The following is a 25,170-nucleotide window of genomic DNA, read 5'->3' as shown; positions in this document are numbered from 1 at the left end:
CGACGCCTTTTCGCCACCCCGCCGTGCGCCGCCCGACCCTGATTTTGTACGGTCCCGGGATGCGCGATTCCTCTCGGCTCACCCGGCGTGCCGCTCTCGGCCTGACCGCCGCCGCTCTTCCTCTGGCGGCGGCCGCTCCCGCGTCCGCGGCGACGGCGATAGGCGGTGAGCGGCTGGCCCGCGACGGGATCCAGGTGGGCGATGCCACCGGTCTGCCCAAGAAGCTCACCGCCCGCTCCTGGATCGTCGCCGACCACAAGACCGGCGAGGTGCTCGCCTCGTACCGCGCGCATCAGCGGCTCGCGCCCGCGTCCACGCTCAAGATGCTGTTCGCCGACACCGTGCTCGGCAAGTTCGAGCGGACCCGGACCTACCGGGTCACCGACGCCGACCTCGCCGACGTCCCCTCCGGCTCCAGCATGGTCGGCGTCAAGCCCGGAATCCTGTACACCGTCCACCAGTTGTGGCAGGGCGTCTTCCTGCGCTCCGGGAACGACGCCGTGCATGTGCTGTCCCACATGAACGGCGGCATCGCGGCGACGGTGGCCGAGATGCAGGCCAAGGCGAAGGACCTCCAGGCCCTGGACACGCATGTGGTGAGCCCGGACGGCTTCGACCACCCCGGGCAGCTCTCCTCGGCGTACGACCTCACGCTCTTCGCCCGGCACGGTCTGCACGACGACGACTTCAGCGCCTACTGCTCCACCAGGACCGCGAACTTCCCGGCCGGCGGCAAGAAGACCTTCCAGATCCAGAACACCGACCGCCTCCTCACCGGCGCCTACGGCCTGGGCACGTACCCGGGCATCATCGGCGTGAAGAACGGCTACACCAGCCACGCCGGCAACACCTTCACCGGCGCCGCCACCCGCGACGGCCGCACCCTCCTGGTCACCGTGATGCACCCCGCCAACGGCGGCAACGAGGTCTACAAGGAGACCGCCGCGCTCCTCGACTGGGGCTTCGGCAAAGGGAGTTCGGCCGCCGCGGTGGGCACGCTGGTCGATCCGCTGAGCGAGGGCGGCGCGACCGCGAGCCCCGCACCGTCGGGGAAGGGCGCCAAGGGCGCGCAGGGCGCCACCGGTACGGCGGCCTCGTCGTCGGACGGTTCCTCACCCTGGCGCCTGCTGGAAGGCGCGGCGGGGACGGTCGTGGTGCTCGCGGGCGGCGCGTTCGCGCTGCGCAGGCGTCGGGCGGCCGTAGCGGCGGCCAAGGCCAGGACCGAAGCGGATGTGGAGCCCAAGGCCGAAGAGAAACAAGGGAGTTGAACTGTGCGACAGTCGTTCCACCGTCCGGTGTGACACCTCGCGGTCCCACGCGAGGCCCACCCCCACCCGGGCGGTGGAACGACTGTCGCCTCCCCCCTCGGGTGTGGTCTGCGGAAGCTCAGTGCCCCAAGTGTGAAGCTTTGGTGGAGAAGAGTTGAGCATAAGTCAGCAACCGGGCGCAATGGTACGGACGGTCAAATTCCGTTTGTGCAACTTCCCTCAGCCACGGCCCACATACGGCATCGAGGTCGCCAACACCGTCGCGAACTGCACATTCGCCGCCAACGGCAACTCCGCCATGTGCCGCACGGTGCGCGCCACATCCGCGACATCCATCACCGGTTCCGGGGCTACCACCCCGTTCGCCTGCAACGCCCCGCTCTCCATCCGCCGCGTCATGTCCGTCGCCGCGTTCCCGATGTCGATCTGCCCGACCGCGATCGAGTACGGCCGCCCGTCCAGCGACAGCGACTTGGTGAGCCCCGTCAACGCGTGCTTGGTCGCGGTGTAGGCCACCTGCTCCTTCATCCGCCGGTACGTCGCCTGTGTGCGCAGGAACCCCGTTGAGGTTGGTGTCCATCACATGCCGCAACGCGTCGTACGGCAACTCCTCGACCGGCACCAATCGGTACGGGCCGACGTCAATCAGCCCGTCCGGCGTTTGAGGACGAGGCCCGTTCAGGGCCGAAGGGGGGTCTGGGGGCACAGCCCCCGGGGCGCCGGCACCGACACCCCGCACCTAGGAACCCGGCGTCACACCTCGCGCCACCGACCAGCCCCCGCGCAGCAGTTCCACGGCGACCGCGCGGCCGATCCCGGAGCCCGCGCCGGTCACCACGGCGATCCTCGATTGCTCAGCGTCCATGGACCGCAGCCTACGAGCCGGAGTCACCCCTCCTGCGGGTACCGCACCCCGATCCGCTCCCGCACCGCGTCCAGCGTGCGCATCACCGCGAGCGTGCCCTCCAGCGGCACCAGCGGCGACTCGCTCTCGCCGGCCCGCAGCGCCCGCATCACCTCGGACGCCTCGTGCCGCAACGTGTTGCGCGGCCCGTCGGCCGGGTCGAGCACGAACTCCTCGGGGTCGCGGCCGTCCCGGTGCAGCACGAACCGCTCCGGGTGGAAGAAGCCGTCCGGGATGTCGATCCGGCCCAGCGCACCGGTCACCGACGCCGAGGTCCCCGTACCGCCGACGATCGAGCAGTGCAGCGCCGCCAGCGCGCCGCTGTCCCAGGAGAACAGGGCCGCCGTCTGGAGATCGGCACCCTCGGGGGAGAGCACGGCCGACGCCTTGATGTCGGAGGGCTCACCGAGCAGGAGATGCGCGAACGACACCGGGTACACCCCGAGGTCCAGCAGCGCGCCGCCGCCCTGCGCCGGATCGCGCAGCCGGTGCGCGGGCGGGAAGGGTCCGGCGAGCCCGAAGTCGGCCTGGACAGTGCGGACTTCACCGATCGCGCCGTCGTCGACGAGGGCCTTCAGCCGCCGTACCAGCGGATTGCAGTACATCCACATGGCCTCCATCAGGAAGCCGCCGCGCGCCCGCGCCAGCTCCACGAGCTCGGTGGCCTCGCGGGAGTTCAGGGTGAAGGCCTTCTCCACGAGCACGTTCCGCCCGGCCTCCAGACAGAGACCGGCCGCCGCTCGGTGCGCCGAGTGAGGGGTGGCGACGTAGACGACATCGAGGTCCGCGTCCCGCGCGAGCGCGTCCCAGTCGCCGTAGGCCCGCTCGATCCCGAACCGCTCCGCGAAGGCCTTCGCGGAGGACTCCGTCCGCGAGGCCACCGCGACCACCTCGGCGTCCGGCAGATCGACCAGCGCCGCCGTGAACGCGGCGGCGATCCCGCCGGTCGCCAGGACGCCCCAGCGCACGTTCTCTTCCGTCATCGTGGACCCGCCCTCGCTCACCAGAACCTCGGCACCTTGTACGAGCTGAGAGCATAGGTGGCGGATCACCCGGACCACCCGGAGAGATCGGAGAGACCGAAGAGGGAGGGGCACATGCCCGAGCAGAGGGCGCAGGCGCCGGCCGTGCCGCAGTCCGCCGTACCGTCGCCCGGGGCGATCCGCCGCGCGGGCCTGCTCGTCGTCCTCATCCTCGGCGGCCTCACCGCGACGCCCCCGCTGTCGATGGACATGTACCTCCCCGCGCTCCCCGAGGTCACCCGCTCCCTGCACGCACCGGCCGCGACCGTCCAGCTCACGCTCACCGCCTGCCTGGCGGGCATGGCGCTGGGCCAGTTGGTGGTGGGCCCGATGAGCGACAAATGGGGCCGCAGACGCCCCCTGCTCACGGGCCTCGCGGTCTACGTCCTGGCGACGGCCCTGTGCGCGTTCGCGCCGAACGTCGAGTTCCTGGTCGCCTTCCGCCTGCTCCAGGGCCTCGCGGGCGCGGCCGGCATAGTGATCGCCCGAGCGGTCGTGAGGGACCTCTACGACGGCGTCGCCATGGCCCGCTTCTTCTCCACCCTGATGCTGGTCTCCGGGGTCGCCCCGATCGTCGCGCCGCTGGTCGGCGGCCAGATCCTCCGGGTGACGGACTGGCGGGGCGTGTTCGTGATCCTGACCTTCGTCGGGACGGCACTGGCGGTCCTCGTCTGGACCCGCCTCCCCGAGACCCTCGCCCCGGCCGACCGCCACGCGGGCGGCACCGCGGAGGCCCTGCGCGGCATGCGCGCCCTCCTCGCCGACCTCCCCTTCACCGGCTACATGCTCACGGGAGGCTTCTCCTTCGCGGCCCTCTTCGCCTACATCTCGGCCTCCCCCTTCGTCGTCCAGGAGATCTACGGCGCCTCCCCGCAGACCTTCAGCGTGCTGTTCGGCATCAACTCGGTCGGCCTGGTCGCGGTGGGCCAGATCAACGGAAAGCTGCTGGTGGGCAGGGTCTCCATGGACAAGGTCCTGGGCACGGGCCTGGCGGTGGTGGTGCTGGCGGCGACGGCACTGCTGCTGATGGCGACGGGAGTGTTCGGAGAGGTGGGCCTGGCCCCGGTCGCCACGGCCCTCTTCGTCCTGATGTCGGCGATGGGAGTGACCCTCCCCAACGCCCAGACCCTCGCCCTCATGCGCACCCGCCACTCCGCGGGCTCCGCCTCCGCGCTGCTGGGCACCTCCTCCTTCCTGATCGGCGCGGTGGCCTCGCCGCTCGTCGGGATCGCGGGCGAGCACACCGCCGTCCCGATGGCGGTCGTCCAACTGGCGGCCGCATTGGTGGCGGTGGCCTGTTTCGTGGGAATGTGCCGTCCTTGGAACACACGTACGACCGCGGAGGGAGTGGGGAGCTGAGCGCCCCGAGACTGCGCCACGACACCCCGGAACGGGCGGGCCTCGACCCCGAGGAACTCCGCCATCTGGTCCGGGAGGTCCACGACCTCACCACCGGCGACCGCCCCTGGGCGGCGGGCACGGTCGTGGTCGCGGGCCGCGGCCCGGTGATCGCCGTGGAGGAGGCGGCGGGCTGGGCCGTACGGTATGCGGCCTACGACCCCGAGACCGACGCGGGTGTGGAACTGCCGCCGGCCGCCCGTGTCCCGGCCACCGTGGACACCCCCTTCGACCTGGCCTCCCTCACCAAACTCTTCACGTCGGTGGCCGCGATGCAGCAGATCGAGCGGGGCACGCTGGGCATCGACGCCCGCGTGGGCGCCTACCTCCCGGACTTCCGCGCGGCGGCCCGCCACGGCATCACGGTCCGCCAACTCCTCACCCACACCTCGGGCCTGCGCCCCGAACTCCCGCTCTACGACTGCGCGGACGACGCGGAACGCCTGGCGATGCTGCGCGCGGAGGCGCCGGTGGGAGAGCCGGGTGAGTACCTGTACTCGGACCTGAACCTGCTCCTCCTCCAGTTCGTCCTGGAACGCGTCAGCGGCCGCACCCTCGACGTCCTGATCCACGACGGCATCACCCGCCCCCTGGGCATGAGGTCGACCGACTTCGGCCCCTGCCCCGGCGCGGCGGCGACCGAGGACCAGCGCCGCCCCTGGGCCAAGGCGGACCGGGGCATGCTCCGTGGCGTCGTCCACGACGAGAACGCCTGGGCGCTGGGCGGGGTGGCCGGCCACGCGGGCCTCTTCTCGACGGCCCGCGACCTGGCGGTGTTCGGCCGCACGCTGCTGGCGGGCGGTTCCTACGGCCCCGCCCGCATCCTCGGCACGGACTTCGTGGAGCTGCTGCTGACCCCGCCGGGGCTGGGCTTCGGGGTCGATCAGGCGTGGTTCATGGGGGAGTTGGCGGGACGCGGAGCGGTCGGCCACACGGGGTTCACGGGGACGTCGCTGGTGCTGGACCCGGCCACGGACACGTTCCTGGTCCTGCTCGCGAACACCGTCCACCCGCGAAGACGGGGTCCGGACAGTGGGCCGAGGGCGGCGGCGGGGACGCGGGTGGCGCGGGCGGTGCGGGGTTTTTGAGGGTCACTTCTTGGCCCACCGAGACGGGCGGTGGGTGGGCACAGGTCGGGGGTCTGGGGGCGGAGCCCCCAGGGGGCCCGCAGCCACGCCGGGCAACTTAGAATCGGCGGGTGAACGACCCCGTGGCCCCGGCCGAAACCCTCCGTACCGCGCTGGCCGGCCTGCTCGACGGGCTTCCGCCCAGGCAGGCCGCCGGCGCCGTGGAACGCCTGATCGGTACCTACCGTGGGGCCACCCCGACCGACGCCCCGATCCTGCGTGATCGTGCGGACGTGGCGGCCTACGCGGCCTATCGGATGCCGGCGACTTTCGAAGCCGTACGCTCCGCGCTGGACGCCTTCGCGGACGCCGTACCCGACTGGAGCCCGACCGCCCACACGGACATCGGCGGCGGCACCGGCGCCGCGACCTGGGCCGTCACCGCCACCTGGCCCGGCGACCGCCCGGTCACCGTCCTCGACTGGGCGGAACCCGCCCTCGCCCTGGGCAAGGAGCTCGCCGCCGCCAACTCCGCCCTGCGCGACACCAGTTGGCGACGAGCAAGGATCGGCCCGGCCCTCACCCTCGACCCCACCGACCTCGTCACCGTCTCCTACGTCCTCAACGAACTCACCGTCCCCGACAGGACCGCCCTCGTCGACGCCGCCGCCTCCGCCGCACAGGCGGTCGTGATCGTCGAGGCCGGCACCCCCGCCGGCTATACCCGCGTCATCGAGGCCCGCGACCGCCTGATCGCCGCCGGTTTCCGCATCGCCGCCCCCTGTCCGCACAGCGCCGCCTGCCCGATCACCCCCGGCGAGGACTGGTGCCACTTCTCGGCCCGGGTCAGCCGCTCCTCCCTGCACCGCCAGGTCAAGGGCGGCTCCCTGCCGTACGAGGACGAGAAGTTCAGCTACGTCGCCGCCGCCCGCCTCCCCGTCGAGGTCGACCCCGCCACCGCCCGCGTCGTGCGACGCCCGCAGATCCGCAAGGGACAGGTGCTCCTCGACCTCTGCGAGACCGACGAACACCTGCGCCGGACGACGGTCACCAAACGCCACGGCGACCTGTACAAGGCGGCACGGGACGTGAGCTGGGGAGACCCCTGGCCGGATAAAGCGTGACACTTTCGGCGAAAGCGTCACACGTGTGTCTCGTCCCACCCACCCCGGATGTGGGGTCCGGCCTCTCGGGGCGCAGGATGGTGGGACCATAGGGGAAGTTCTCCGCACAACGACAGGGCAAGTGGCAAGGCGAGGAGATAGATGAGCGCGACGTTCGGTGGCCGGACCGGTCGGCAGGGCAGACTCTCCTCGTGGCTGCGCGGACGCCGCCCGCAGGAGGCCCCCGACGGCAGCGGGCGTGAGGCCCTGCTGCTGGCCGCCGCCGAGGCGGGACTGCCGCTCGCGCCCGCCGCGCACCCCGCCCCGGGCTACCGATGTTCGTGCGACCGTGTGGGCTGCCCCACACCGGCCCGGCACCCGGTGTCCTTCGCCTGGCAGACGCAGTCCACGACCGACCGCGCCCAGATCGAGCGCTGGGCCCGCCACCAGCCGCAGGCCAACTTCATCACCGCGACGGGCATGGTCAACGACGTCCTGGACGTCCCCCTCGAAGCGGGCCAGGAGGCGCTGGAGCGGCTGCTCGCCGCCGGCATCGAGGTCGGACCGGTCGCCGCGAGCGACGACGGACGGCTGCTCTTCTTCACCCTCACCCGCGGCACCCCCGAGGACGAGGACGAGTGGTGGCCGTGCGAACTGGACTGCCACCCCGAGACGATGGACGAACACCCCGGACTGCGCTGGCACTGCCGAGGCTCCTACGTCCTCGTCCCCCCGGCCCAACTCCCCGGTGAGAACCAGTCCGTGCACTGGGTCCGCGGCCCCGAGCACCCCCTGCCCGACCCGCTGACCCTGCTCGAAACCCTCACGGACGCCTGCGCCCGGTACGCCGGCCAGGAACCGGACCACGCCGACGCGGCCTGGCCACTGGGCCGTTGACCGCCTGAGCGGTCAGCCGCCCTGCGCCGAGGTCAGCCCCTCGATCCGCCCCAGCACCGACACCTTGCCGCCCCGCTTCGGGTCCAACGCCACCTCGTTGGAGATGAGTTGGAGGGTGAGGGACTGCTCGACCTCGCCCGTCGTCAGCGCCTGGACGTCCTTGTTCTGGGCCGGCACCGACGTGCCCTCCGCCGCGGTCTCCTTCTGGAAGTACCGCGTGGTGAAGAACACCAGCGCCCCGCCGTCCGCCGTACGCAGCGCCAGCGGGGCGTAGTCGCCACTGGTCAGCGGCTCGTCGAGGTACTGGGTGGCCAGACCGGGCTTCGAGGCGTTCTTCGCCCGGTCCGCACGCCACGCGCTGGTGTGCGTGCCGTCCGCGAAGGCGGTTCCGCCGCTCTTCAGATACGTCGCGTAGCTCTGGCTCAACTCGCCCGGGGCGACGGCCAGTTCGGTCGAGTTCGCCGGTACGGCCTCGGCCCAGCCGTCCTTGTCGGTCGCGAACTTCGGTACGGCGGCGGGTGCGAGCAGCGTCAGATACGCCACCTGCCACGGCTCGGACAGGTCGTTCCGCGTGAACACCAGCAGCCAGCGGGCGCTGCCACCCTTGTTGGCGGCCGTGTCGGCGACGAACCAACGCGGCCAGCCGGCCTTCTTCGGGATGGTGAATTTCGCGTCCGTCAGCTCCAGCGGCGAGTAGTTCGCGTTCCCGGACGGCGAGTTGGTGTGCCCCGCCTTCAGTCGCGCCGCGTCGATGTCACCGAGCGCGCCGGTGACATGAGCGGCGTCCAGGGAACTGTCGTACGCCTTGTCCGCCGCGTTGTACGCGGTCGTGAACTGCTGGAGCGCCGTGGCGGCCTCCGCGCGGGTGGTGGCCGGCAGGACCTCCCGCTCGCCGTGGACCACCACGCAACCGCTCGCCGTCAGCGACAAAGCGGTCATCGAAGCCGCTATCAGTACGCGCCGGTCAAGCCTGCGGAGCCTTCGAGGGCTGCGATCCCTGCTCATCAGGTGTCTTCACCTTCCCCTTCCCGGAGGCGAACCCTACCGGGGCGAAGAACAGGGCGAGCGTGGGGATCAGGTACAGCAGCCACACCGTGATCTGCAGGACGGTCGGGTCCGGCTGGAAGTTGAAGACGCCCTTGAGGAGGGTGCCGTACCAACTGTCCGGCGGGATCGTGTCGCTGATGTCGAAGGCCAGCTTCGTCAGGCCGGGGATCCAGTCGGCCTCCTGCAAGTCGTGGACGCCGTACGCCAGTACGCCCGCCGCCACGACGACCAGCATCGCGCCGGTCCAGGTGAAGAACTTGGCGAGGTTGATCTTCAGCGCGCCCCGGTAGAACAGCCAGCCCAGGAACACCGCCGTGGCCAGACCCAGTCCTACGCCGACCAGCGGGCGCGGGGTGCCGTCGCTCGCCGCGTGCACCGACGCCCACACGAACAGGGCGGTCTCCAGGCCCTCGCGGCCCACCGCCAGGAACGCGGTGGCGACCAGTGCGCCCGTGCCCATCGCCAGGGCCGCGTCCAGCTTGCCGTGCAGTTCGGACTTGAGGTGCCGGGCGGTGCGCCGCATCCAGAACACCATCCACGTCACCAGACCGACCGCGAGGATCGACAGCGAGCCGCCGAGCGCCTCCTGCGCCTGGAACGTCAGCTCCTGGGAGCCGAATTCGAGCGCGCAGCCGAAGCCCATCGCGATGAGCACCGCGACGGCGATGCCGATCCAGATCGGCCTCAGCGCGTCCCGCCGGTCCGTCTTGACCAGGTAGGCGATCAGGATGCAGACGACGAGGCTGGCTTCCAGTCCTTCGCGCAGACCGATCAGATAGTTCGAGAACACGGTCTACGACTCCTTCGCGTCCTTGGAGAACAGCGTGCTGCCCCACCAGTCGTCCTTGTCACGGACGCCCGGCGGGACGGCGAAGACCGCCGAACCCACGTGCTGGATGTACTCGTTGAGCGCGTCGGTCGCCGACAGCCTGCGCTGCAGCGGGATGAACCCCTTGCGTACGTCGCGCTGGTAGGCCAGGAAGAACAGTCCCGCGTCGAGCCGGCCGAGGCCGTCGGTGCCGTCGGTGAAGGAGTAGCCCCGGCGCAGGATCGTGACCCCGCCGTTGGTGTCGGGGTGCGCGAGCCGGACGTGCGCGTCGGGCTTCATCGCCTTCAGGAACGGCGGGTCGTGCTCCTTCGCCTTGCCGACGGCCGCGCCCTCGCCCTTGTCCCGGCCGAAGACGTCCTCCTGTTCCTGGAGCGAGGTCCGGTCCCAGGTCTCGATGTTCATCCGGATGCGCCGGGCGACGAGATACGAACCCCCGGTCATCCAGGCCGAGTTCGCGCTGTTGTCGCCCTCGCCCACCCACACGAACTTCTTCAGCCGGTCCGTCTCGGTGCCCGCGATGTTGCGGGTGCCGTCCTTGAACCCCATCAGATTGCGGGGGGTTTGAGCCCCCGGAGTCGTCGACGACGTTTTCCCGAAGCCCAGTTGGGACCAGCGGATGGCGACCTTGCCGAAGCCGATCCGGGCCAGGTTGCGGATCGCGTGCACGGCGACCTGCGGATCGTCCGCACAGGCCTGCACACAAAGGTCGCCGCCGGTACGGGACTTGTCGAAGTTGTCGCCGGGGAACTGCGGCAGATCGACCAGGGCGTCGGGGCGGCTGCCCGTGAGCCCGAAGTGGTCGAAGAACGACGGCCCGAAGCCGATGGTGAGGGTCAGCCGCGAGGGTTTCAGCCCGAGCGCCTCACCGGTGTCGTCCGGCGGCGCCTCGGCGAGCCCGCCGTAGGCCCCGTCGCCGACCGCGTGCCCGCCGGTCATCCGGCGGGCGGCGGCCGTCCAGTCCTTCAGCATCTGGATGAACTCGGCGCGGTCGTCGGTCTTCACGTCGAACGCGGCGAAGTGCAGCCGGTCCTGCACCGGGGTGGCGATGCCGGCCTGGTTGGCGCCGTGGAAGGCGACCGCCGCACCGGTGTCGGCACCGGCCGGATCGACGTCGTCGCCGACACGGGTCATCGCCACCGCGCCACCGGCCGCGACGGCACCGAGCGCGAGCCCGGCACCGCCCCAGCCGATCAGCGAACGGCGGGAGGGGCTCTCGGATTTCTGGGGCACGGTCTCGGATTTCGGGGTCTCGGTCATGGTGATCCCCTACTTCACGACGGCGGCGGCGAGCTTCGACAGCGGCTCCGCGAGGGCGTTGACCCCGTCCGACAGCTCCTTGCGCTGGTCCTTGGTGACCTTGTCGTACGACACGAAGCCGTCCGAGGTCGTGGTCGAGCGGTACTTGTCGAGCAGCGTGTTCAGCGCCGCGAACTGCTTGTCCAGCTCGGTGGTGAGCGCCGCGTCGTTCTTCTGCGCGACCGGCTTCAGCAGCTCGTACGCCTTCTCGGCGCCGTCGACGTTGGCCTTGAAGTCGCTCAGGTCGGTGTGCGAGTAGCGGTCCTCCTCGCCGGTGATCTTGCCGGTGGCGACCTCGTCGAGGAGTTCCTTGGCGCCGTTGGCCATGGAGGTCGGGGTGATCTCGGCCTTGCCGACCCGCTTCTGCCAGTCCTTCAGGTCGGTGACCAGCTCGGTGGCGAGGGTCTTCTGCTCGGCGCCGAGCTTCTTGTCCTGCCACAGCGCCTTCTCCAGCGCGTGCCAGCCGGTCCACTTCTGGCCCTTCTCCAGGCCGTCGGCGCGGGTGTCGGTCTTGGGGTCGATGTCCCCGAACGACTCGGCGATCGGCTCGGTGGCCTCCCAGCCGACGCGGGAGGGGGCGTAGGCGTTCTTGGCGGCGGTGAGGTCGCCCGCCTTGATGGCGTTGGCGAACGTCTCCACCTTCGGGATCGTGGCGTCGGCCTGCTCCTGCGCGTACTCGCGGTAGGCGGCGACGGCCGCGTCCAGCTTGGGGTCGCGCTTGGCGACCGAGCCACCGGTGACGGTGAGCTTCTGCCGGACGCCGTGCCCCTTCATCCCGGGCCGGCAGGCGATCTCGTACGCCCCGGCCTTCACCTCGGCGGTGAGCGTGTACTTGGTGCCCGGCCCGATGTTCTCCTTCTCGGAGACGATCCGGTCGTCCGGGAAGAGGATCTCGACCTCGGTCGCCTTCGAGCCGGTGTTCTCGATCTTCAGCGTGACCTGGCCGGCCGGGATCGACTTGGTGGAGGTCGTGCACTTGGAGTCGGCGGCGGTCACCTGGATCGCGTCACCGTCCTTGGCGTCGCTCTTCGCGGTGCACGCCGTGACGGCGGTCAGGGCCGCCGCGGCGGCGACGGCGGTGACGACGGGAAGTCGGACGGCACGCATGCAGGCTCCAAGCGAGAGTGTGTAGCGAGGCACTGTGGTGAGGCTGCCCTAACTTACCTGAGGCTTACCTCACTCATACCCGCCCGGGTGGGTATTCACTGCCCACAGAAGAATCACAGACACGGCTTGATCTCCATGGCGGAAAACAAACGTCAAGGGACGGTCAAGGGAAGGTCAAGCGGGGCGTTTCGGCGTCACCACGACCGCCCCCGTGCGCGGATGCGGAAACACCTCGACCGGCTGGTCATAGACGTCCGAAAGCAACGCCTCGGTGAATACGTCCCCCGGCGGACCGTCGGCGGCGACACGACCGGCGCGCAGGATCGCGACCCGGTGCGCGTAGGCGGCGGCCAGCGCGAGATCGTGCAGCACCACGACCACCGCGTCCCCCGCGTGCGCCCTTTCCCGGCACAGCCGCAGGACCAGTTCCTGATGCCGGAGGTCGAGCGCGGCCGTCGGTTCGTCCAGCAGCAGCAGCGGCGCCCGCTGGGCGAGCACCCGGGCGAGCGCGACCCGGGCCCGCTCCCCACCACTGAGCGCGGAGAACGGCCGTGGCGCGAAGCCCGTGACCTCCGTCCGCGCCATCGCCTCCGCCACGGCGAGATCGTCCTCGGCGGGGGTGGCGGCGTGCGGCGCCCGCCCCATCCGTACGACGTCCTCGACCGTGAACGGGAAGGAGAGCGTGGCCGATTGGGGAAGTACGGCGCGCCGCAGGGCGAGTTCGGGGGCGGACCAAGCGGCGGCGGGACGGCCGTCGATCCGGACGACTCCGGCGGCGGCCGGGAGGTCAGCGGCGAGGGCACTCAACAGGGTTGTTTTTCCCGCCCCGTTGGGACCGACGAGCGCGAGCACCTCACCGGCACGGACGGGCACGGACACCCCGTGGAGGACGGTGCGCTGCCCGAGCCGGACGTGCAGATCCTCGGCCTCGGCCAGGACGTCACCCGGTTCGGCGGGGGCGGGGGGTGCGGGCCGGCCGCGGAGAAGTCTCATGCGCGGGCTCCTTGTGGGTGGGGGTTGGGCGCGGTTGCGGCGGACAAAGGCACGGCGTACATGATCCGCCGGGCAACCTGAGCGCCCCTTTTAGGGGCGCGGGGAACTGCGCGACCAGCCACCCACGGCCTGTAGCCCCCAACCCGCATCCAGTGGCAGTCTCGGCGGGGAAACGGTGGTGGGTTCCGGGCAACCTGGGGACCTGGTTCACGCCCAACCCCCTTGCCTGCGCCGCGTCCTACGCAGCAGCCAGAAGAAGAACGGGCTGCCGAGCAGGGCCGTCAGGACGCCGAGCGGGAGCTCCGCCGGGGCCGCGACCGTGCGGGCCGTGAGGTCCGCGCCCAGCAGCGCCAGCGCGCCGAGCAGCGCGCTGGCCGGGATCAGGAAGCGGTGGCCGGGGCCCGCCGCCATGCGCAGGAGATGGGGGACGACCAGGCCGACGAAACTGATGATCCCCGAGACGCTGACCGCCGCCGCCGTGAGCAGCGCGATGACCAGCACCAGGACGATCCGGAGCCGTTCGACGTCAACTCCCAGGTGCCGCGCGGGGCGTTCACCGAGCGCGAGGAGGTCGAGGCGGCCGGCGTGGAGCGGTGCGAGGGTCAGGCCGATCACCGCGCACGGGAGGATCGCGAGGACCTTCGGCCAGGTCGCCTGGGAGAGCGAGCCGAGCTGCCAGAAGGTGATCTGGTTGACCGCCGCCGTGTCCGCGAAGAACAGGAACAGCCCGATCAGCGCCCCCGCGAACGCGTTCAGCGCGATCCCGGTGAGGATCAGCGTCACCACTTCCGTACGGCCGCCCGAGCGTGACATCGCGTAGACCAGCAGAACCGTGGCGAGCCCGGAGACGAACGCCACCGCCGACACCGTCCACGTCCCGAGGAAGTCCAGCCCGAACGCGATCACCGCGACCGCGCCCACCGCCGCCCCCGAGGACACCCCGATGACCCCCGGCTCGGCGAGCGGATTCCCGAACACGCCCTGCATCAACGCCCCCGCGCACCCCAGCGACGCCCCGACGAGCAGCGCGAGCACGATCCGCGGGAACCGCACGTTCCACAGCACCGACTCCGGTACGCGGTCCAACGCGCCCCCGCCGAGCCCCAGTCGGTGCTGCACGGACGACAGGACATCCCCCGTCGGGATCGGATACGCGCCGAGGCCGGCCGCCACCGGGACGAGCACGAGCAGCGCGACGACCAGCCCGACGGTGAGCATCCAGGCCGCACTGCGCTTGCGGCGCGGGGGAGTTGGAGCGACCGCCGCCTCAACCCCCTTGTCCAGTACGGTCACTTGGCCCCGCCCCCGTACAACTGCGCCACGATCGACTTGAGCACCTGGTCGGTGCGCGGCCCGTAGTTGAGGAGCACCCCGTCCTCGATCGACACGACCCGCCGGTTCATCCCGGCCGGGGTCTGCGCGACGCCGGGGATCTTCACCAGCCCGTCCATCCCGCCGACCGACTCAAGTCCCTTGGTCATGACGAGAATGGCGTCGGGCGCGGCCTGCGCGAGCGCCTCGGTGGTGATGGCCGTGAAGTCCTGTTCCAGGCCCGACTTCGCGCCCGCGTCGACCGCCCCGGCCGCCTCCAGCAGCGAGGTCGCACCCGAACCCTTGCCCCCGATGAGATACACGGACGCCGACCCGCGCAGATACAGGAACGCGACCCGCGGCTTCTCCTTGTGCGCCGGAATCGCCGTGCGCACGGCGGCGATCCGGTCCTCCGAGCGCTTGGTCAGCTCCTTGCCCGCGGCCGGTACGCCGAGCGCGTCGGCCACCGCCCGGATCCGCTGGCCCACATCCGCCAGGCCCTGCGCCGGATCGACGACCAGGACCGGGACGCCGGCCGCGCGGATCTGACCCATGGCCTCGGCCGGTCCGGTCGTCTTCTCGGCGAGCACGAGATCGGGCTTGAGGGACAGCACACTCTCGGCGGAGACATCGTGATTACGGGTCACCAGCGGGAGTCTCGCGGCCTGTTGGAAGGTGGCGGTGATGTCCCGGGCCACGACCCGGTCGCCGAGCCCGAGCGTGAACACGATCTCGCTGAGGCTGCCGGAGAGCGGCACGATCCGCCGCGCGTTCCTGACGGTGACCTTCTTGCCGTCGGCGGAGCTTACGGTGACCGGGAGTTGAGGGTCCGGGGTGTCGGTCAGCGGCTCCACGCGGTTGGCCGGTGAGGAGGCCTTCGCCGAGGCGCTGGTCGCGGACGTGGCCGCGCCTCCGCATCCGGTGAGCGTGAGCGCGAGCACGGACAACAGTGCTCCCGCCAGTCGTGTGCGCAAGCGTGGCACGGTCCCGTCCGTCTCTCTCGGCATCTCTCGACATCTCTCGGGCACTGTCGTTTCAGGTGAGGAAAGCTTAGGTTAGCCTTACCTTCGTTCGCTACCGGCAGTCGTCATCCGGAGGACCCACCCATGCCCGTGCGCCCAAGAGCCCTGGTCACCGTGGTGTGCACGGCCGTCCTGACTGTCCTTGCCGCCCTCCTCCCCGCAGCCCTCGCCCACGCAGAGAGCCGTACCGTGCAGGGCGGCCGGCTCGACTGGGGCATCAAGTCCTCGTTCCAGAGCTATGTCACCGGGCCCATCGCGAACGGGAGTTACTCCCTGACGGGCGGCGCGGCGACGGTGGGCAGCAGCCAGTTCCGCTTCCCCTCGGCGACGGGTTCGTACGACGGCTCGACGGGCACGTTCCGCTCGTCCTTCGCGGGCGGGGTGCACTTCGTCGGCCACAGGAAGGCCGACGGCAGCTACGAACTGGACCTCACCCTCAGCCGACCCACGGTCCGTATCTCGGGCTCGACGGGCACCCTCTATCTGGACGTCACAAGCAAGGCGAAGGGAACGGGGACGGTCACGACGTCCTCGCAGGTGCCCTTCGCCAACCTCTCCCTGGGCGGCATCGACATGAAGGGCGGCGGCACCTCCGTCGTCCTCAACAACCTGCCCGCCACGCTCACTTCGCAGGGCGCCAAGTCCTTCGCCGGCTACTACACGGCCGGTACGGTCCTGGACCCGGTCAGCCTCTCGGCGGACGTGAAGGCGGCGGCCACGAAGCAGGCCACGCCCACCCCGACACCGGCCAAGTCCACCGCGAAGAAGGAGAGTTCGAGCGGCGCGATCGCGGACGGCGCCGTCGACTGGGGTGTGCGCCGCACCTTCCGGGAGTACGTCACCGGGGACATCGCGAAGGGCAGGTGGACCCTGTCGGCGGGAGCGGAGGACGGCGGTGCCCTCTTCCGCTTCCCGAGCGGCGAAGGGACGTACAAGGACGGGGAGTTGACGGCCTCGTTCCAGGGCGCGGTCCGCTTCACCGGTACCGAGGGGCTGGATCTCGAGTTCAGCGGTGTCCGCGCGACCGTCACGGACGGCAAGGGCACCCTCTACGCCGACGTCGCCGGCGCCGACTTCACCGGCAAGAAGGTCCCGCTGGTCACCTTCACCGCCAAGAACCTCAAGGCGGTCAAGGGGCTCGCGAAGGTCACCGAGGCACCCGCGAAGCTCACCGCGCAGGGCGCCAAGGCCTTCGCCGGGATGTACCAGGCGGGCACCGCCATGGACCCGGTGTCCCTGGCCGTCGCCCTCACCGACGACGCGAAACTGCCCGCGCTGCCCGACCTGGGCAGCACCCCCACGGCGAGCGGGACTCCAGAGGAACAGTCGGCCGAGCCCTCGGTCTCCGCCGAGCCGGTCGCCGACAACTCCGACGCCGGCGGCGGTAGTTCGGCCGCCCTGCCGATCGGCCTCGCGGCCGGCGCCCTGCTGGTGGCGGCCGCGGTGTCCGCGCTCGTCGTCGTCCGCAGGCGCCGCACCCGCCCCGCGACCGACAGCGCGTCGCCGGAAGCGGAGTAACCCCCTTACCCGGTCCGCGCGTTCGCGGACCATCCACCCACCTCAAGGAGAACCACGGCCATGCCCGTCAGACCTCGTCCTTCCTTCGCCCTCGCCGCGGCCGTCGCGACCGCCGCCGCGCTCGGCGCCACCGCGCTCGCCACGACCACCGCGTCGGCGGCCGAAGTCCCGCTCAGCGGCTACGAGTTGACCTGGGGCATCAAGCAGTCGTACCGCACCTATGTGAGCACCTACGCGCAGGGCTCCTTCACCGCCGCCGACGGCGCCTCGCAGGCCGCGAACAACGGCGCCTTCACCTTCACCGCCGGCACGGGCACCTACGACACCACCAGCCACGCCGTGCACCTCACGTTCAAGGGCACGATCACCGCCAAGTCGACGCTGCACGGCTTCGTGCGGGAGATGTCAGACTTCCAGTACGACAGCGCGGCGGGCACCCTCACCGCCGACCTCGTCGCGGACGGCGGCACCAAGCAGCAGGACGTGACGCTCGCCACGGTCGCCGCGCCCACCAGCCAGGACCTGACGAACCTCGCCACCACGCTCACCGCCGCCGCGGGCACCTTCCTCGGCAGCGAGACGTACGCGAACGCGGCCGGCGACCCGCTGTCGGCGGCCAAGCCGGTATCGACGACGTCCCCCACCCCGAGCACACCCGCGACGCCGACGCCGTCGACGCCCGCGTCCACCACGCCCAGTCCTACGTCCACGAAGACAGCCACCCCGTCCACCACGCCCTCCGACACCGCGAGCCCCTCGGACACCGCCTCCGAACCGGCCGCCACCAAGGGCGACATCGCGGACGGCACCCTCGCCTGGGGCGTCAAGGAGTCCTTCCGCTCCTACGTCGTCGGCAGCGTCGCCAACGGCAGGATCACCACCTCCGACGGCGCGGCCCAGGCCACCGGCAACGGCGTCTTCACCTTCACCGGCGCGACCGGCAGCTACGACACCCACGCCGACACCCTCTCCGCCGCCTTCGAGGGCGCGGTGAACTTCAAGGGCCATGAGGACAACGGCACTTACGGCCTCGATCTCACCTTCACCGACCTCAAGGCGACCCTCGACGGCGGCGTCGGCAAACTGACGGCGGACGTGACGAGCCTCGGCGAGAAGTCCGAGGACGTGGTCCTGGCCGACCTGAAGGCGGGCTCGACCGACCTCACCGCGAAGAACGACGTCATCACCCTCGACGACGTCACCACCACCCTCACCGCGGCCGGCGCGAAGGCCTTCGGCGGCTTCTACCAGACCGGCGCCGCACTCGACCCGCTCGACCTCTCGGTGGCCCTCACCGCGGACGCCACCCTCCCCTCCGACGGCTCCTCGTCATCGAGCGGCACGGGCAGCTCCGCCGGCAACTCCGGTACGACGGGCTCGACTTCGGGCGGCGTCGCCGGCTCCACCACGGGCGGCGACGTGACCGGCTCCCTCGCCTCGACGGGTTCCGGCATACCGGCGGCGGCACTGGGCACGGCGGCGGCGGTCACCGTGGCGGCGGGCGCGGGCGTGGTGTTCGCGATGCGCAGGCGGCGCACGGAGACCGCCGAGGCGTAAGACTGTCCCCCATGGACACCCGGGGGCACAGGGAACCGCTGTCGGAGGACGGACTGGTGCTGACCGTGACCGGTCGGCCCGGCCCGTCCCCGCTGCGTTTCGAGACGGCGGACGGTGGACGCAGGCTGCTCCGCCAGAGTGAACGGCCCCTGTTCCTGGGCCGGTTGGACGGCGACGGCTGCTGCCACGACCTCGCCCTGCACCGCTTCGACAGCTACCGCTCACCCGTGCCGCCCCTGAGCGCAACTCGGCAACGCTCTGGCGTCAACTGGGTTCACCAGTACGCCCGTTGGCTGGAGGAGTCACCGGAAAGCCCACTGCACGACGGCCGTTGGTCCCTGATCCGGCGCGACCGCTTCGCCCCCGGCATCTGGACGACGGACTTCGTCCAGGAGTGGCCGAACGGCAGCCTGGAGTTGTACTGCGGTGGCGGCTGGCACGGCATCCTGCCCCTGCGCCGGCTCTCCCCGCCCGACGCCCCGCGTGTGAAGGCGTACCGCAAGCACGCCCGCGAAGGCACCCTCGCGCCCGTCCTCCTGTGGTGGGTGACCTTCCTCGACGGCTGGCTGATCCTCGACGGCCACGACCGCGCCGTGGCCGCGCTCGCGGAGGGCACGCAACCGGTGTGCGTGGAGCTGCGCCGCGTACCGGACGAGCCGGACTGGCGCCGCACCGCCGACGAGATCACCGAGGCACACGGACAACGCCTGGAACGACTGGCGGCCCGCCCCGCCCACCCGGGCCTCGCCCACCAACGGGCCACGCTGGACAGGGCGTTCGGCGACACCCTGTCCGCGCTGCCCTACGACGACGCCCCCACCCCCACCTGGCCCCTCCCCGGCGGAGCCCCGGCCTGGGATGACCCCGCCGCCCGGGCGGTGTTTGAATGCCCCCGTGACTGACTACGACGTACTGCGTGTCTTCTGCGGTCCCAGCGGCGGATACGGCAACGAACTCGGCGTCGTCCGCGAGGGTTCCGTCATGCCGGACCCGGACGAGCGGCAGGTGTTCGCCGGGAAACTCGGCTTCAGCGAGACGGTGTTCGTCGACGACCCCGAGCGCGGAGTCATCGACATCTACACCCCGACCACCCGCCTGCCCTTCGCCGGCCACCCCTGCGTCGGCACCGCCTGGCTCCTGGACATACCCGAACTGGTCACCCCCGCAGGCATAGTGGGCGCCCGCCTGGACGGCGAGTTCAGTTGGATCGAGGCCCTCCCGGAGTGGGCCCCGCCCCGCACCCTCCGCCAACACGCCACCGCGGCCGAGGTCGACGCCCTCCCCGTCCCCCCGCCCGGCGAGTGGATCTACGCCTGGGCCTGGGAGGACGAGGCGGCGGGCCGCATCCGCGCCCGCGCCTTCCCCGGCCGGGACGACGGCATCCACGAGGACGAGGCAACGGGCGCGGCGGCGCTCCTCCTGACCGACCGGTTGGGCCGGGCCCTCAACATCACACAGGGCGCGGGGTCTCAGATACTTACGGCTCCGCAGCCGGGGGGTTGGGTGGAGGTCGGGGGACGGGTGTTCCTGGAGCGCTGACGGCTCCGCGGCGTTGACCTCTTCATGAGGGTGGCCGCTTCACGCCGGGCGGCATCATCCAGCCTGTCCGGCGTTTGAGGACGAGGCCCCTTCAGGGCCGATCTGGGGTCCGGGGGCGGAGCCCCTGGCAACGCTCCCGCAGACAAACGCTCACGCGGACATCGGAAACTCGTCACCCAGAGCCCGAAAGACCCTGGTGTTCAAGGCGAACGCCTTCTTGCACTCCGCCACGATCCGCTGCTTCTCCAGATCGTCGACCTGCACCCCGTCCAACAGTTCCCGATACCCCCGCTTGAACGCCGCCGGGTTCCCGATCCCCTCGAACACATAGAACCGGACCCCGTCCCCCCGCCGCGCGAACCCCCACGTCCGCTCCGCCTTGTCCCGGATGATCTGCCCGCCGGAGAGGTCCCCGAGGTAACGCGTGTAGTGGTGGGCGATGTACCCGGCAGGCCACAACTCCGCGCACTCCCGCACCCGTTCCGCATAGGCCCGGGTCGCGGGCAGTGCGGTCAGTCCCGCGCGCCAGTCCGCACCCCGCAGATGCTCGAGGTCCCGCTCCAGCGCCGGCAGCCGGAACAACTCGGCCTGGATGAACGGTCCGGCCACCGGATCCGCCGTCAGCCGCTCGGCCACGGTCTCCAACGCCTCGTAGACGAACCACAGTTGCTCGGTGTACCGGGCGTACGCGTCCACGCCCAGCCGGCCGCCGAGCAGATCGCTCATGAAGGTGGAGGTCTCGGCCTCCACATGCTGTTCGTGGGACGCGGTGCGGATGACTGTCGAGAAGGAGTCCATGAGCACTATCCTCTAAGGTAAGGCTTACCTAAGTCAACAGGTTCCCGACACCCTGTCGGTAAAAGCGTACAAGAAAAACGGCCCGCTCCACGAGAGAGCGAGCCGTCATGACCAGGCACGGGAGCCCTACGGCAGCGTGAGAACCTCCGCCCCCGTCTCCGTCACCACCAACGTGTGCTCGAACTGCGCCGTCCGCTTCCGGTCCTTCGTGACGACCGTCCACCCGTCGTCCCACATGTCGTACTCGTACGTCCCGAGCGTCAGCATCGGCTCGATCGTGAACGTCATCCCGGGCTGGATGACCGTCGTCGCGTGCGGGCTGTCGTAGTGCGGGACGATCAGGCCGGAGTGGAAGGACGAGTTGATGCCGTGGCCGGTGAAGTCCCGGACCACGCCGTACCCGAAGCGCTTGGCGTACGACTCGATGACCCGGCCGATGATGTTGATCTGGCGGCCCGGCCGGACCGCCTTGATCGCGCGGTCGAGGGACTCGCGGGTGCGCTCCACCAGCAGCCGCGACTCCTCGTCGACGTCACCCACCAGGTACGTCGCGTTGTTGTCGCCGTGCACCCCGCCGATGTACGCCGTCACGTCGAGGTTGATGATGTCGCCGTCGCGCAGCACCGTGGAGTCCGGAATGCCGTGGCAGATCACCTCGTTGAGCGAGGTGCACAGGGACTTGGGGAAGCCGCGGTAGCCCAGCGTGGACGGATAGGCGCCGTGGTCGCACATGTACTCGTGCGCCACCTTGTCGATCTCGTCCGTGGTCACCCCCGGCGAGATGATCTTCGCGGCCTCCGCCATCGCCCGCGCGGCGATCCGCCCGGCGGTCCGCATCGCCTCGATCGTCTCGGGGGTCTGCACCTCCGGCCCCGTGTACGGGGTCGGCGCGGGCTTGCCGACGTACTCGGGGCGACGGATGTTTCCGGGCACGGGACGGGTGGGGGAGAGCTCCCCTGGTACGAGCAGTGACTGGCCAGACATACCAGCGAGTCTAACCAGCGGACATGGGGGAACATGGCGGTAGGGAAAGGAGCCCTTGATGGCCCTGTTCAAGAAGCGCACGGTCGGGAAGCCCGGCGAGTGGTACTACTGCCTCGAACACAAGAAGGTCGAGGAGGGGCCGGAGTGCCCCGCCAAGGACCGCTTCGGGCCGTACGCCACCCGCGCGGAGGCCGAGCACGCGATGGAGACGGCCCGCGAGCGCAACCTGGAGTGGGAGAACGACCCCAAGTGGCACGACGCCACGAAGGGCAGCGCCGACGAGGACTGATCAGGCAGGGGCGGTGGCGTCGGCGGCGCGCTGCCTCTTCAGCCGTAGCGCGTGCTCGTCCGTCCTGGCGTCGTACGACATCAGCTTCGGCAGCCCCGCGGCCAGTAGCCCCACCGCCCCCACGCACATCAGCCCGCCCGCCCACACCGAGGTCCGCACCCCGGACAGCGCGGCCATGCCACCGGACCTGACCTGCCCCAGTTGCGGGCCCACCGAGTAGGACAGCAGCTCGATCCCGGCGAGCCGGCCGCGCAGCTCGTCCGGGATCGTCTGGTTCCACATCACCCCGCGGAAGATGCCGCTGACCATGTCGCAGCCGCCCGCGACGGTCAGGAACAGCAGCACCAGCCACACATTGCCGACCGCGCCCGCGCAGGCGATCGCCGCGCCCCACAGCGCGGCGGCCAGCACCACCATCCGCCCGTGCCGGTGGATCCGCGAGGTCCAGCCGCTGGTCACACTCACCAGCAGGGCGCCGGCCGGAACGGCCGAGTACATCAGCCCCAGCGCCCACTCGGCGTGCAGATCGTCCGCGAGGAACGGCAGCACCGCCAGCGGCATCGCGAAGAACATCGCCGCGAGGTCGATCGCGTACGTGCCGAGCAGCTCCTTGCGGCTCCACGCGTACCGGGCGCCCTCCGCGATCGACCGCAGCGACGGCTTCCGCGCCTCGTGGGCGCCGGGGGAGGCGGCGATACGGAAGATCAGGACGACGGACACGACGTACGTCAGCGTGTCCGCCGCGAACGCGTAGGGCAGCCCCGCGAACGCCACGACCACGCCCGCCACCGCCGGGCCCGTGACCCCGCCGACCGTCCAGCGCAGCGAGTTGAGCGCGGACGCGGCCGTCATGTGCTCGTGCGCCACGATCCGCGGCCACAGCGAGTCCAGCGCCGGCCGCTGGATCGAACCGAGCACCGAGGTCAGCGCCGCGATCACATACAGCGGCCATACGGCGGGCTCCGGCAGCAGCGAGTTGAACAGCAGCGCCCCGCACAGCACACCGAGCCCGGCCTCGGTCCACACGATCAGCTTCCGCTTGTCCCACGCGTCGGCGAGCGCACCGCCGTAGAGCCCGAACACGATGAGGGGCACCAGCTCCACGGCGCCGACCGCGCCCACCGCCGCCGCGGAGCCGGTGAGTTCCTTGAGCTGCACCGGGACCGCGACGAACGTCAGGAAACTCCCGAAGTTCGAGATCAGCCCCGCGAGCCAGAGCCTGCGGAAGTCGGCGGAGGAATGCCAGGGGGTGAGGTCGGGGAGGAGGGCGCGGAGGCGGGCGGGGGAGGTGGCAGGGGGTGTGGGGGAGTCGGCGGTCACAATCCGCCACGATCACCGGGACACGTCGGCTCGGGCAACCGCTTTTCTCGCCCACCTGTCAACTGACCGAGACCGGTGGGCGGGTGGGAAAACTACCAACGGGCGGCCGGCGGTGCCGTCAACTGTTCGCTCAGCCACGACAACCGGTCCCGGAATCGCCGTCGCCCCCGCGCCACCGGCACCACATTCTCCCCGGCCGCCGCGCTCACCAGGTGCTGCACGGTGTCCAGGTCCAGATCCGTGCCCTCCGGTACGGCGAGCGACTCGTGGGCCAGGGACCCCAGTTCACGGTCCGAGGAGCCCAGCGCGAGAACGGTCGCCCCGGCCCGCCGGGCGTCGTGCACCCGCTCCAGAAGCGGGTCACCGGGCCCCTCGGGTGACACGACGAGCAACGTCTCACCCCGCCGGGCCGCCTCGATCCGGCCCAGCCCGACGGCCAGATGGGCCGGATCGGAGGGGCGCGCGCCATGCCGTACGAGAGTCGGAGCCAGCTCCGGCGTGCCCGACCAGGCGGCCTCGTCGACGAGGTGCGCCGCGAGATGCCACGGCTCGTACGCGGGCGTGCCCACTAGCAGCAGTCCACCACCGTGCGACACGACGGACCCGCGCAGCACCCCCGCGAACCGTCGCGTGGCCCCCAACCACTCGGTCCCGGCGAGCACTTCACGCAGCAGCGCGACCCGTACGGCGTCCATGGCCGAGCATCCTGCCGCAACCGGCCGTTCGTGACGCGGAGTTCACCACGAATTCGCCCAACTTGGGGATGGTGCGGGCTCATCGGCCGCACAAGGAGCCACCTCATGACAGAAAACGCAGCAGCCACAGACGTCACCGTCCCCTTCGTGGCGGGTGAAGGGGGCTACGCGAGTTACCGGATCCCGGCGATCGTGGTCTCCCGCGCCGGCACCCTCCTGGCGTTCTGCGAGGGACGGGTCGACTCCGCGAGCGACCACGGCCACATCGAGATCGTCCTGCGGCGCTCCACGGACGGCGGCCGCACCTGGGGCCCGCTCACCGCCGCCGCCACCAACGGCCCCCACCTCGCGGGCAATCCCGCCCCCGTCGTCCTCGACACCGGCCGCGTCCTGCTCGTCTACGTCCGCTCGACCGCCGACGCCACCGAGGACGCCATCCTGCGCGGCCAGGTGACACCGGCCGACGGACGGCGGATCTGGGTGCGGTACAGCGACGACGACGGCGTCACCTGGTCGAGTTCGAAGGAGATCACCGAGCAGGTGAAGAAGCCCGAGTGGCGCTGGTACGCCACCACGCCCGGGCACGCGATCCAGTTGAGCACCGGCCGTGTGGTCGTCGCCGCCAACCACACGATCCCGCCGACCGGCAAGGACGTGGGGAACGAGGCCAAGTACAACAGCGGCCACTGCCTGCTCAGCGACGACCAGGGCGAGACCTGGTACCTCGGCTACGTCGACGAGAACGCGGACGGCTACGTCAACTGCAACGAGACCACCGCCGCCGAACTCCCGGACGGGCGCGTCTACTTCAACACCCGCAACGACTCGCCGTCCCCCGGCAACCGCGCCGACGCGTACTCGGCGGACGGCGGGAGGACGCTCGTCAAGCCCTTCCGCCCGCAGGCCGGCCTCGTCGCCCCGATCTGCGAGGCCGGCGTCCTGCAACTCCGCGACCCCGACGTGCTGGTGTACTCCGGCCCCGGCGACCCGGCCGCCCGCGCCCTGCTGACCCTGCGCGCCTCCACCGACGACGGCACCACCTGGCGCCCGGTGCACACGGTCGACGGCCTGCCCGCCGCCTACTCCGACCTCGTACGCGTCGACGACGACACGGTCGGCCTCCTCTACGAGACCGGCGACTTCGGGCCGTACGAGACGATCACCTTCCGGCGGGTGCCCGTGACGGACCTCACCTGACCCGATACG

At 71.1% G+C, this 25,170-nt stretch carries 23 protein-coding genes and 1 pseudogene; 11 read left to right on the top strand and 13 right to left on the bottom strand.

What is annotated here, in order from left to right; translation table 11 throughout:
- Positions 1 to 59 precede the first annotated feature (59 nt).
- Positions 60 to 1,268, top strand: coding sequence for a D-alanyl-D-alanine carboxypeptidase family protein (locus tag OG223_RS16285; RefSeq protein ID WP_329248457.1), 1,209 nt, complete (start codon positions 60 to 62; stop codon positions 1,266 to 1,268).
- A 219-nt stretch (positions 1,269 to 1,487) separates the two neighbouring features.
- Here OG223_RS16285 and OG223_RS16280 read toward each other — a convergent pair.
- Together OG223_RS16280 and OG223_RS16275 are read right to left on the bottom strand one after the other, a co-directional pair.
- Positions 1,488 to 2,133 (bottom strand): annotated as a pseudogene (locus OG223_RS16280) (SDR family oxidoreductase).
- Positions 2,134 to 2,156: 23 nt separating this feature from the next.
- On the bottom strand, positions 2,157 to 3,155 hold the full coding sequence (locus OG223_RS16275; protein ID WP_329248454.1) for a Gfo/Idh/MocA family protein: 999 nt from the start codon (positions 3,153 to 3,155) through the stop codon (positions 2,157 to 2,159).
- A gap of 114 nt (positions 3,156 to 3,269) precedes the next feature.
- On the opposite strand from OG223_RS16275, the gene OG223_RS16270 reads away from it, so the two are divergent.
- The 4 genes from OG223_RS16270 (at position 3,270) to OG223_RS16255 (ending at position 7,659) form a co-directional block, all read left to right on the top strand.
- Complete coding sequence (locus OG223_RS16270; protein ID WP_329248452.1) at positions 3,270 to 4,553, top strand: multidrug effflux MFS transporter; 1,284 nt, start codon at positions 3,270 to 3,272, stop codon at positions 4,551 to 4,553.
- Entirely contained in the window at positions 4,505 to 5,680 is a 1,176-nt protein-coding gene (locus OG223_RS16265) for a serine hydrolase domain-containing protein (RefSeq protein ID WP_329248450.1), read from the top strand. The genes OG223_RS16270 and OG223_RS16265 overlap by 49 nt, the downstream gene beginning before the upstream one ends.
- A gap of 110 nt (positions 5,681 to 5,790) precedes the next feature.
- Positions 5,791 to 6,783, top strand: a complete 993-nt coding sequence (locus OG223_RS16260; RefSeq protein ID WP_329248447.1) for a small ribosomal subunit Rsm22 family protein — start codon at positions 5,791 to 5,793, stop codon at positions 6,781 to 6,783.
- Positions 6,784 to 6,924: 141 nt separating this feature from the next.
- Positions 6,925 to 7,659: a bifunctional DNA primase/polymerase gene (locus OG223_RS16255; RefSeq protein WP_329248444.1), complete on the top strand. Its 735-nt coding sequence runs from the start codon at positions 6,925 to 6,927 to the stop codon at positions 7,657 to 7,659.
- A gap of 12 nt (positions 7,660 to 7,671) precedes the next feature.
- On the opposite strand, the gene OG223_RS16250 is transcribed toward OG223_RS16255, so the two are convergent.
- From OG223_RS16250 to OG223_RS16220, 7 genes are all read right to left on the bottom strand, one after another.
- Positions 7,672 to 8,664, bottom strand: a complete 993-nt coding sequence (locus OG223_RS16250; RefSeq protein WP_329248442.1) for a hypothetical protein — start codon at positions 8,662 to 8,664, stop codon at positions 7,672 to 7,674.
- On the bottom strand, positions 8,624 to 9,496 hold the full coding sequence (efeU, locus tag OG223_RS16245; RefSeq protein WP_329248439.1) for an iron uptake transporter permease EfeU: 873 nt from the start codon (positions 9,494 to 9,496) through the stop codon (positions 8,624 to 8,626). Before efeU ends, OG223_RS16250 begins: the two co-directional genes overlap by 41 nt.
- Before the next feature lie 3 nt (positions 9,497 to 9,499).
- Positions 9,500 to 10,792 (bottom strand): iron uptake transporter deferrochelatase/peroxidase subunit, encoded by a 1,293-nt coding sequence (gene efeB / locus OG223_RS16240; protein WP_329248436.1) that lies wholly within the window; start codon positions 10,790 to 10,792, stop codon positions 9,500 to 9,502.
- Between the two features lie 9 nt (positions 10,793 to 10,801).
- On the bottom strand, positions 10,802 to 11,938 hold the full coding sequence (efeO, locus tag OG223_RS16235; RefSeq protein ID WP_329248433.1) for an iron uptake system protein EfeO: 1,137 nt from the start codon (positions 11,936 to 11,938) through the stop codon (positions 10,802 to 10,804).
- A 174-nt stretch (positions 11,939 to 12,112) separates the two neighbouring features.
- Complete coding sequence (locus tag OG223_RS16230; RefSeq protein WP_329248431.1) at positions 12,113 to 12,931, bottom strand: heme ABC transporter ATP-binding protein; 819 nt, start codon at positions 12,929 to 12,931, stop codon at positions 12,113 to 12,115.
- A 207-nt stretch (positions 12,932 to 13,138) separates the two neighbouring features.
- Complete coding sequence (locus OG223_RS16225; protein WP_443073715.1) at positions 13,139 to 14,224, bottom strand: FecCD family ABC transporter permease; 1,086 nt, start codon at positions 14,222 to 14,224, stop codon at positions 13,139 to 13,141.
- The gene (locus tag OG223_RS16220; protein ID WP_329248428.1) at positions 14,221 to 15,249 is read right to left on the bottom strand and encodes a heme/hemin ABC transporter substrate-binding protein; all 1,029 of its coding nucleotides are present in this window, start codon (positions 15,247 to 15,249) and stop codon (positions 14,221 to 14,223) included. The genes OG223_RS16225 and OG223_RS16220 overlap by 4 nt, the downstream gene beginning before the upstream one ends.
- A 99-nt stretch (positions 15,250 to 15,348) precedes the next feature.
- Here OG223_RS16220 and OG223_RS16215 point away from each other — a divergent pair, with 99 nt between their 5' ends.
- From OG223_RS16215 to OG223_RS16200, 4 genes are read left to right on the top strand one after another with little or no spacing between them, the layout of a single operon-like run.
- Complete coding sequence (locus OG223_RS16215; protein WP_329248425.1) at positions 15,349 to 16,782, top strand: HtaA domain-containing protein; 1,434 nt, start codon at positions 15,349 to 15,351, stop codon at positions 16,780 to 16,782.
- A gap of 60 nt (positions 16,783 to 16,842) precedes the next feature.
- Positions 16,843 to 18,339 (top strand): HtaA domain-containing protein, encoded by a 1,497-nt coding sequence (locus tag OG223_RS16210; RefSeq protein WP_329248422.1) that lies wholly within the window; start codon positions 16,843 to 16,845, stop codon positions 18,337 to 18,339.
- Positions 18,340 to 18,350: 11 nt separating this feature from the next.
- Positions 18,351 to 19,241, top strand: coding sequence for a hypothetical protein (locus OG223_RS16205; protein ID WP_329248419.1), 891 nt, complete (start codon positions 18,351 to 18,353; stop codon positions 19,239 to 19,241).
- Positions 19,234 to 19,878: a PhzF family phenazine biosynthesis protein gene (locus OG223_RS16200; RefSeq protein WP_329248417.1), complete on the top strand. Its 645-nt coding sequence runs from the start codon at positions 19,234 to 19,236 to the stop codon at positions 19,876 to 19,878. Before OG223_RS16205 ends, OG223_RS16200 begins: the two co-directional genes overlap by 8 nt.
- 150 nt (positions 19,879 to 20,028) lie before the next feature.
- Here OG223_RS16200 and OG223_RS16195 read toward each other — a convergent pair whose 3' ends face one another.
- Together OG223_RS16195 and map are read right to left on the bottom strand one after the other, a co-directional pair.
- Positions 20,029 to 20,676, bottom strand: coding sequence for a biliverdin-producing heme oxygenase (locus OG223_RS16195; RefSeq protein ID WP_329248414.1), 648 nt, complete (start codon positions 20,674 to 20,676; stop codon positions 20,029 to 20,031).
- Between the two features lie 126 nt (positions 20,677 to 20,802).
- On the bottom strand, positions 20,803 to 21,660 hold the full coding sequence (map, locus tag OG223_RS16190) for a type I methionyl aminopeptidase (RefSeq protein WP_329248411.1): 858 nt from the start codon (positions 21,658 to 21,660) through the stop codon (positions 20,803 to 20,805).
- Between the two features lie 58 nt (positions 21,661 to 21,718).
- Between map and OG223_RS16185 the strand changes: the two genes are divergently transcribed.
- Positions 21,719 to 21,949, top strand: coding sequence for a hypothetical protein (locus tag OG223_RS16185; RefSeq protein WP_019067283.1), 231 nt, complete (start codon positions 21,719 to 21,721; stop codon positions 21,947 to 21,949).
- On the opposite strand, the gene OG223_RS16180 is transcribed toward OG223_RS16185, so the two are convergent.
- A complete protein-coding gene (locus OG223_RS16180) occupies positions 21,950 to 23,269 on the bottom strand; it encodes an MFS transporter (protein WP_329248406.1) in 1,320 nt (439 codons plus the stop codon). It abuts the gene before it with no gap.
- A 92-nt stretch (positions 23,270 to 23,361) separates the two neighbouring features.
- Positions 23,362 to 23,964 (bottom strand): hypothetical protein, encoded by a 603-nt coding sequence (locus tag OG223_RS16175; protein WP_329248403.1) that lies wholly within the window; start codon positions 23,962 to 23,964, stop codon positions 23,362 to 23,364.
- A gap of 105 nt (positions 23,965 to 24,069) precedes the next feature.
- On the opposite strand from OG223_RS16175, the gene OG223_RS16170 reads away from it, so the two are divergent.
- Positions 24,070 to 25,161 carry a sialidase family protein gene (locus tag OG223_RS16170; protein WP_329248400.1) on the top strand — a complete coding sequence of 364 codons (1,092 nt, stop codon included), beginning with the start codon at positions 24,070 to 24,072 and terminating at the stop codon, positions 25,159 to 25,161.
- The last annotated feature ends 9 nt before the right edge of the window (positions 25,162 to 25,170 follow it).

It is taken from the genome of Streptomyces sp. NBC_01478, from assembly GCF_036227225.1.
Classification (GTDB): Bacteria; Actinomycetota; Actinomycetes; order Streptomycetales; family Streptomycetaceae; genus Streptomyces.
The sequence above is the reverse complement of the archived record's forward strand: the minus strand, read 5'-3'. Positions and strand labels throughout refer to the sequence as shown.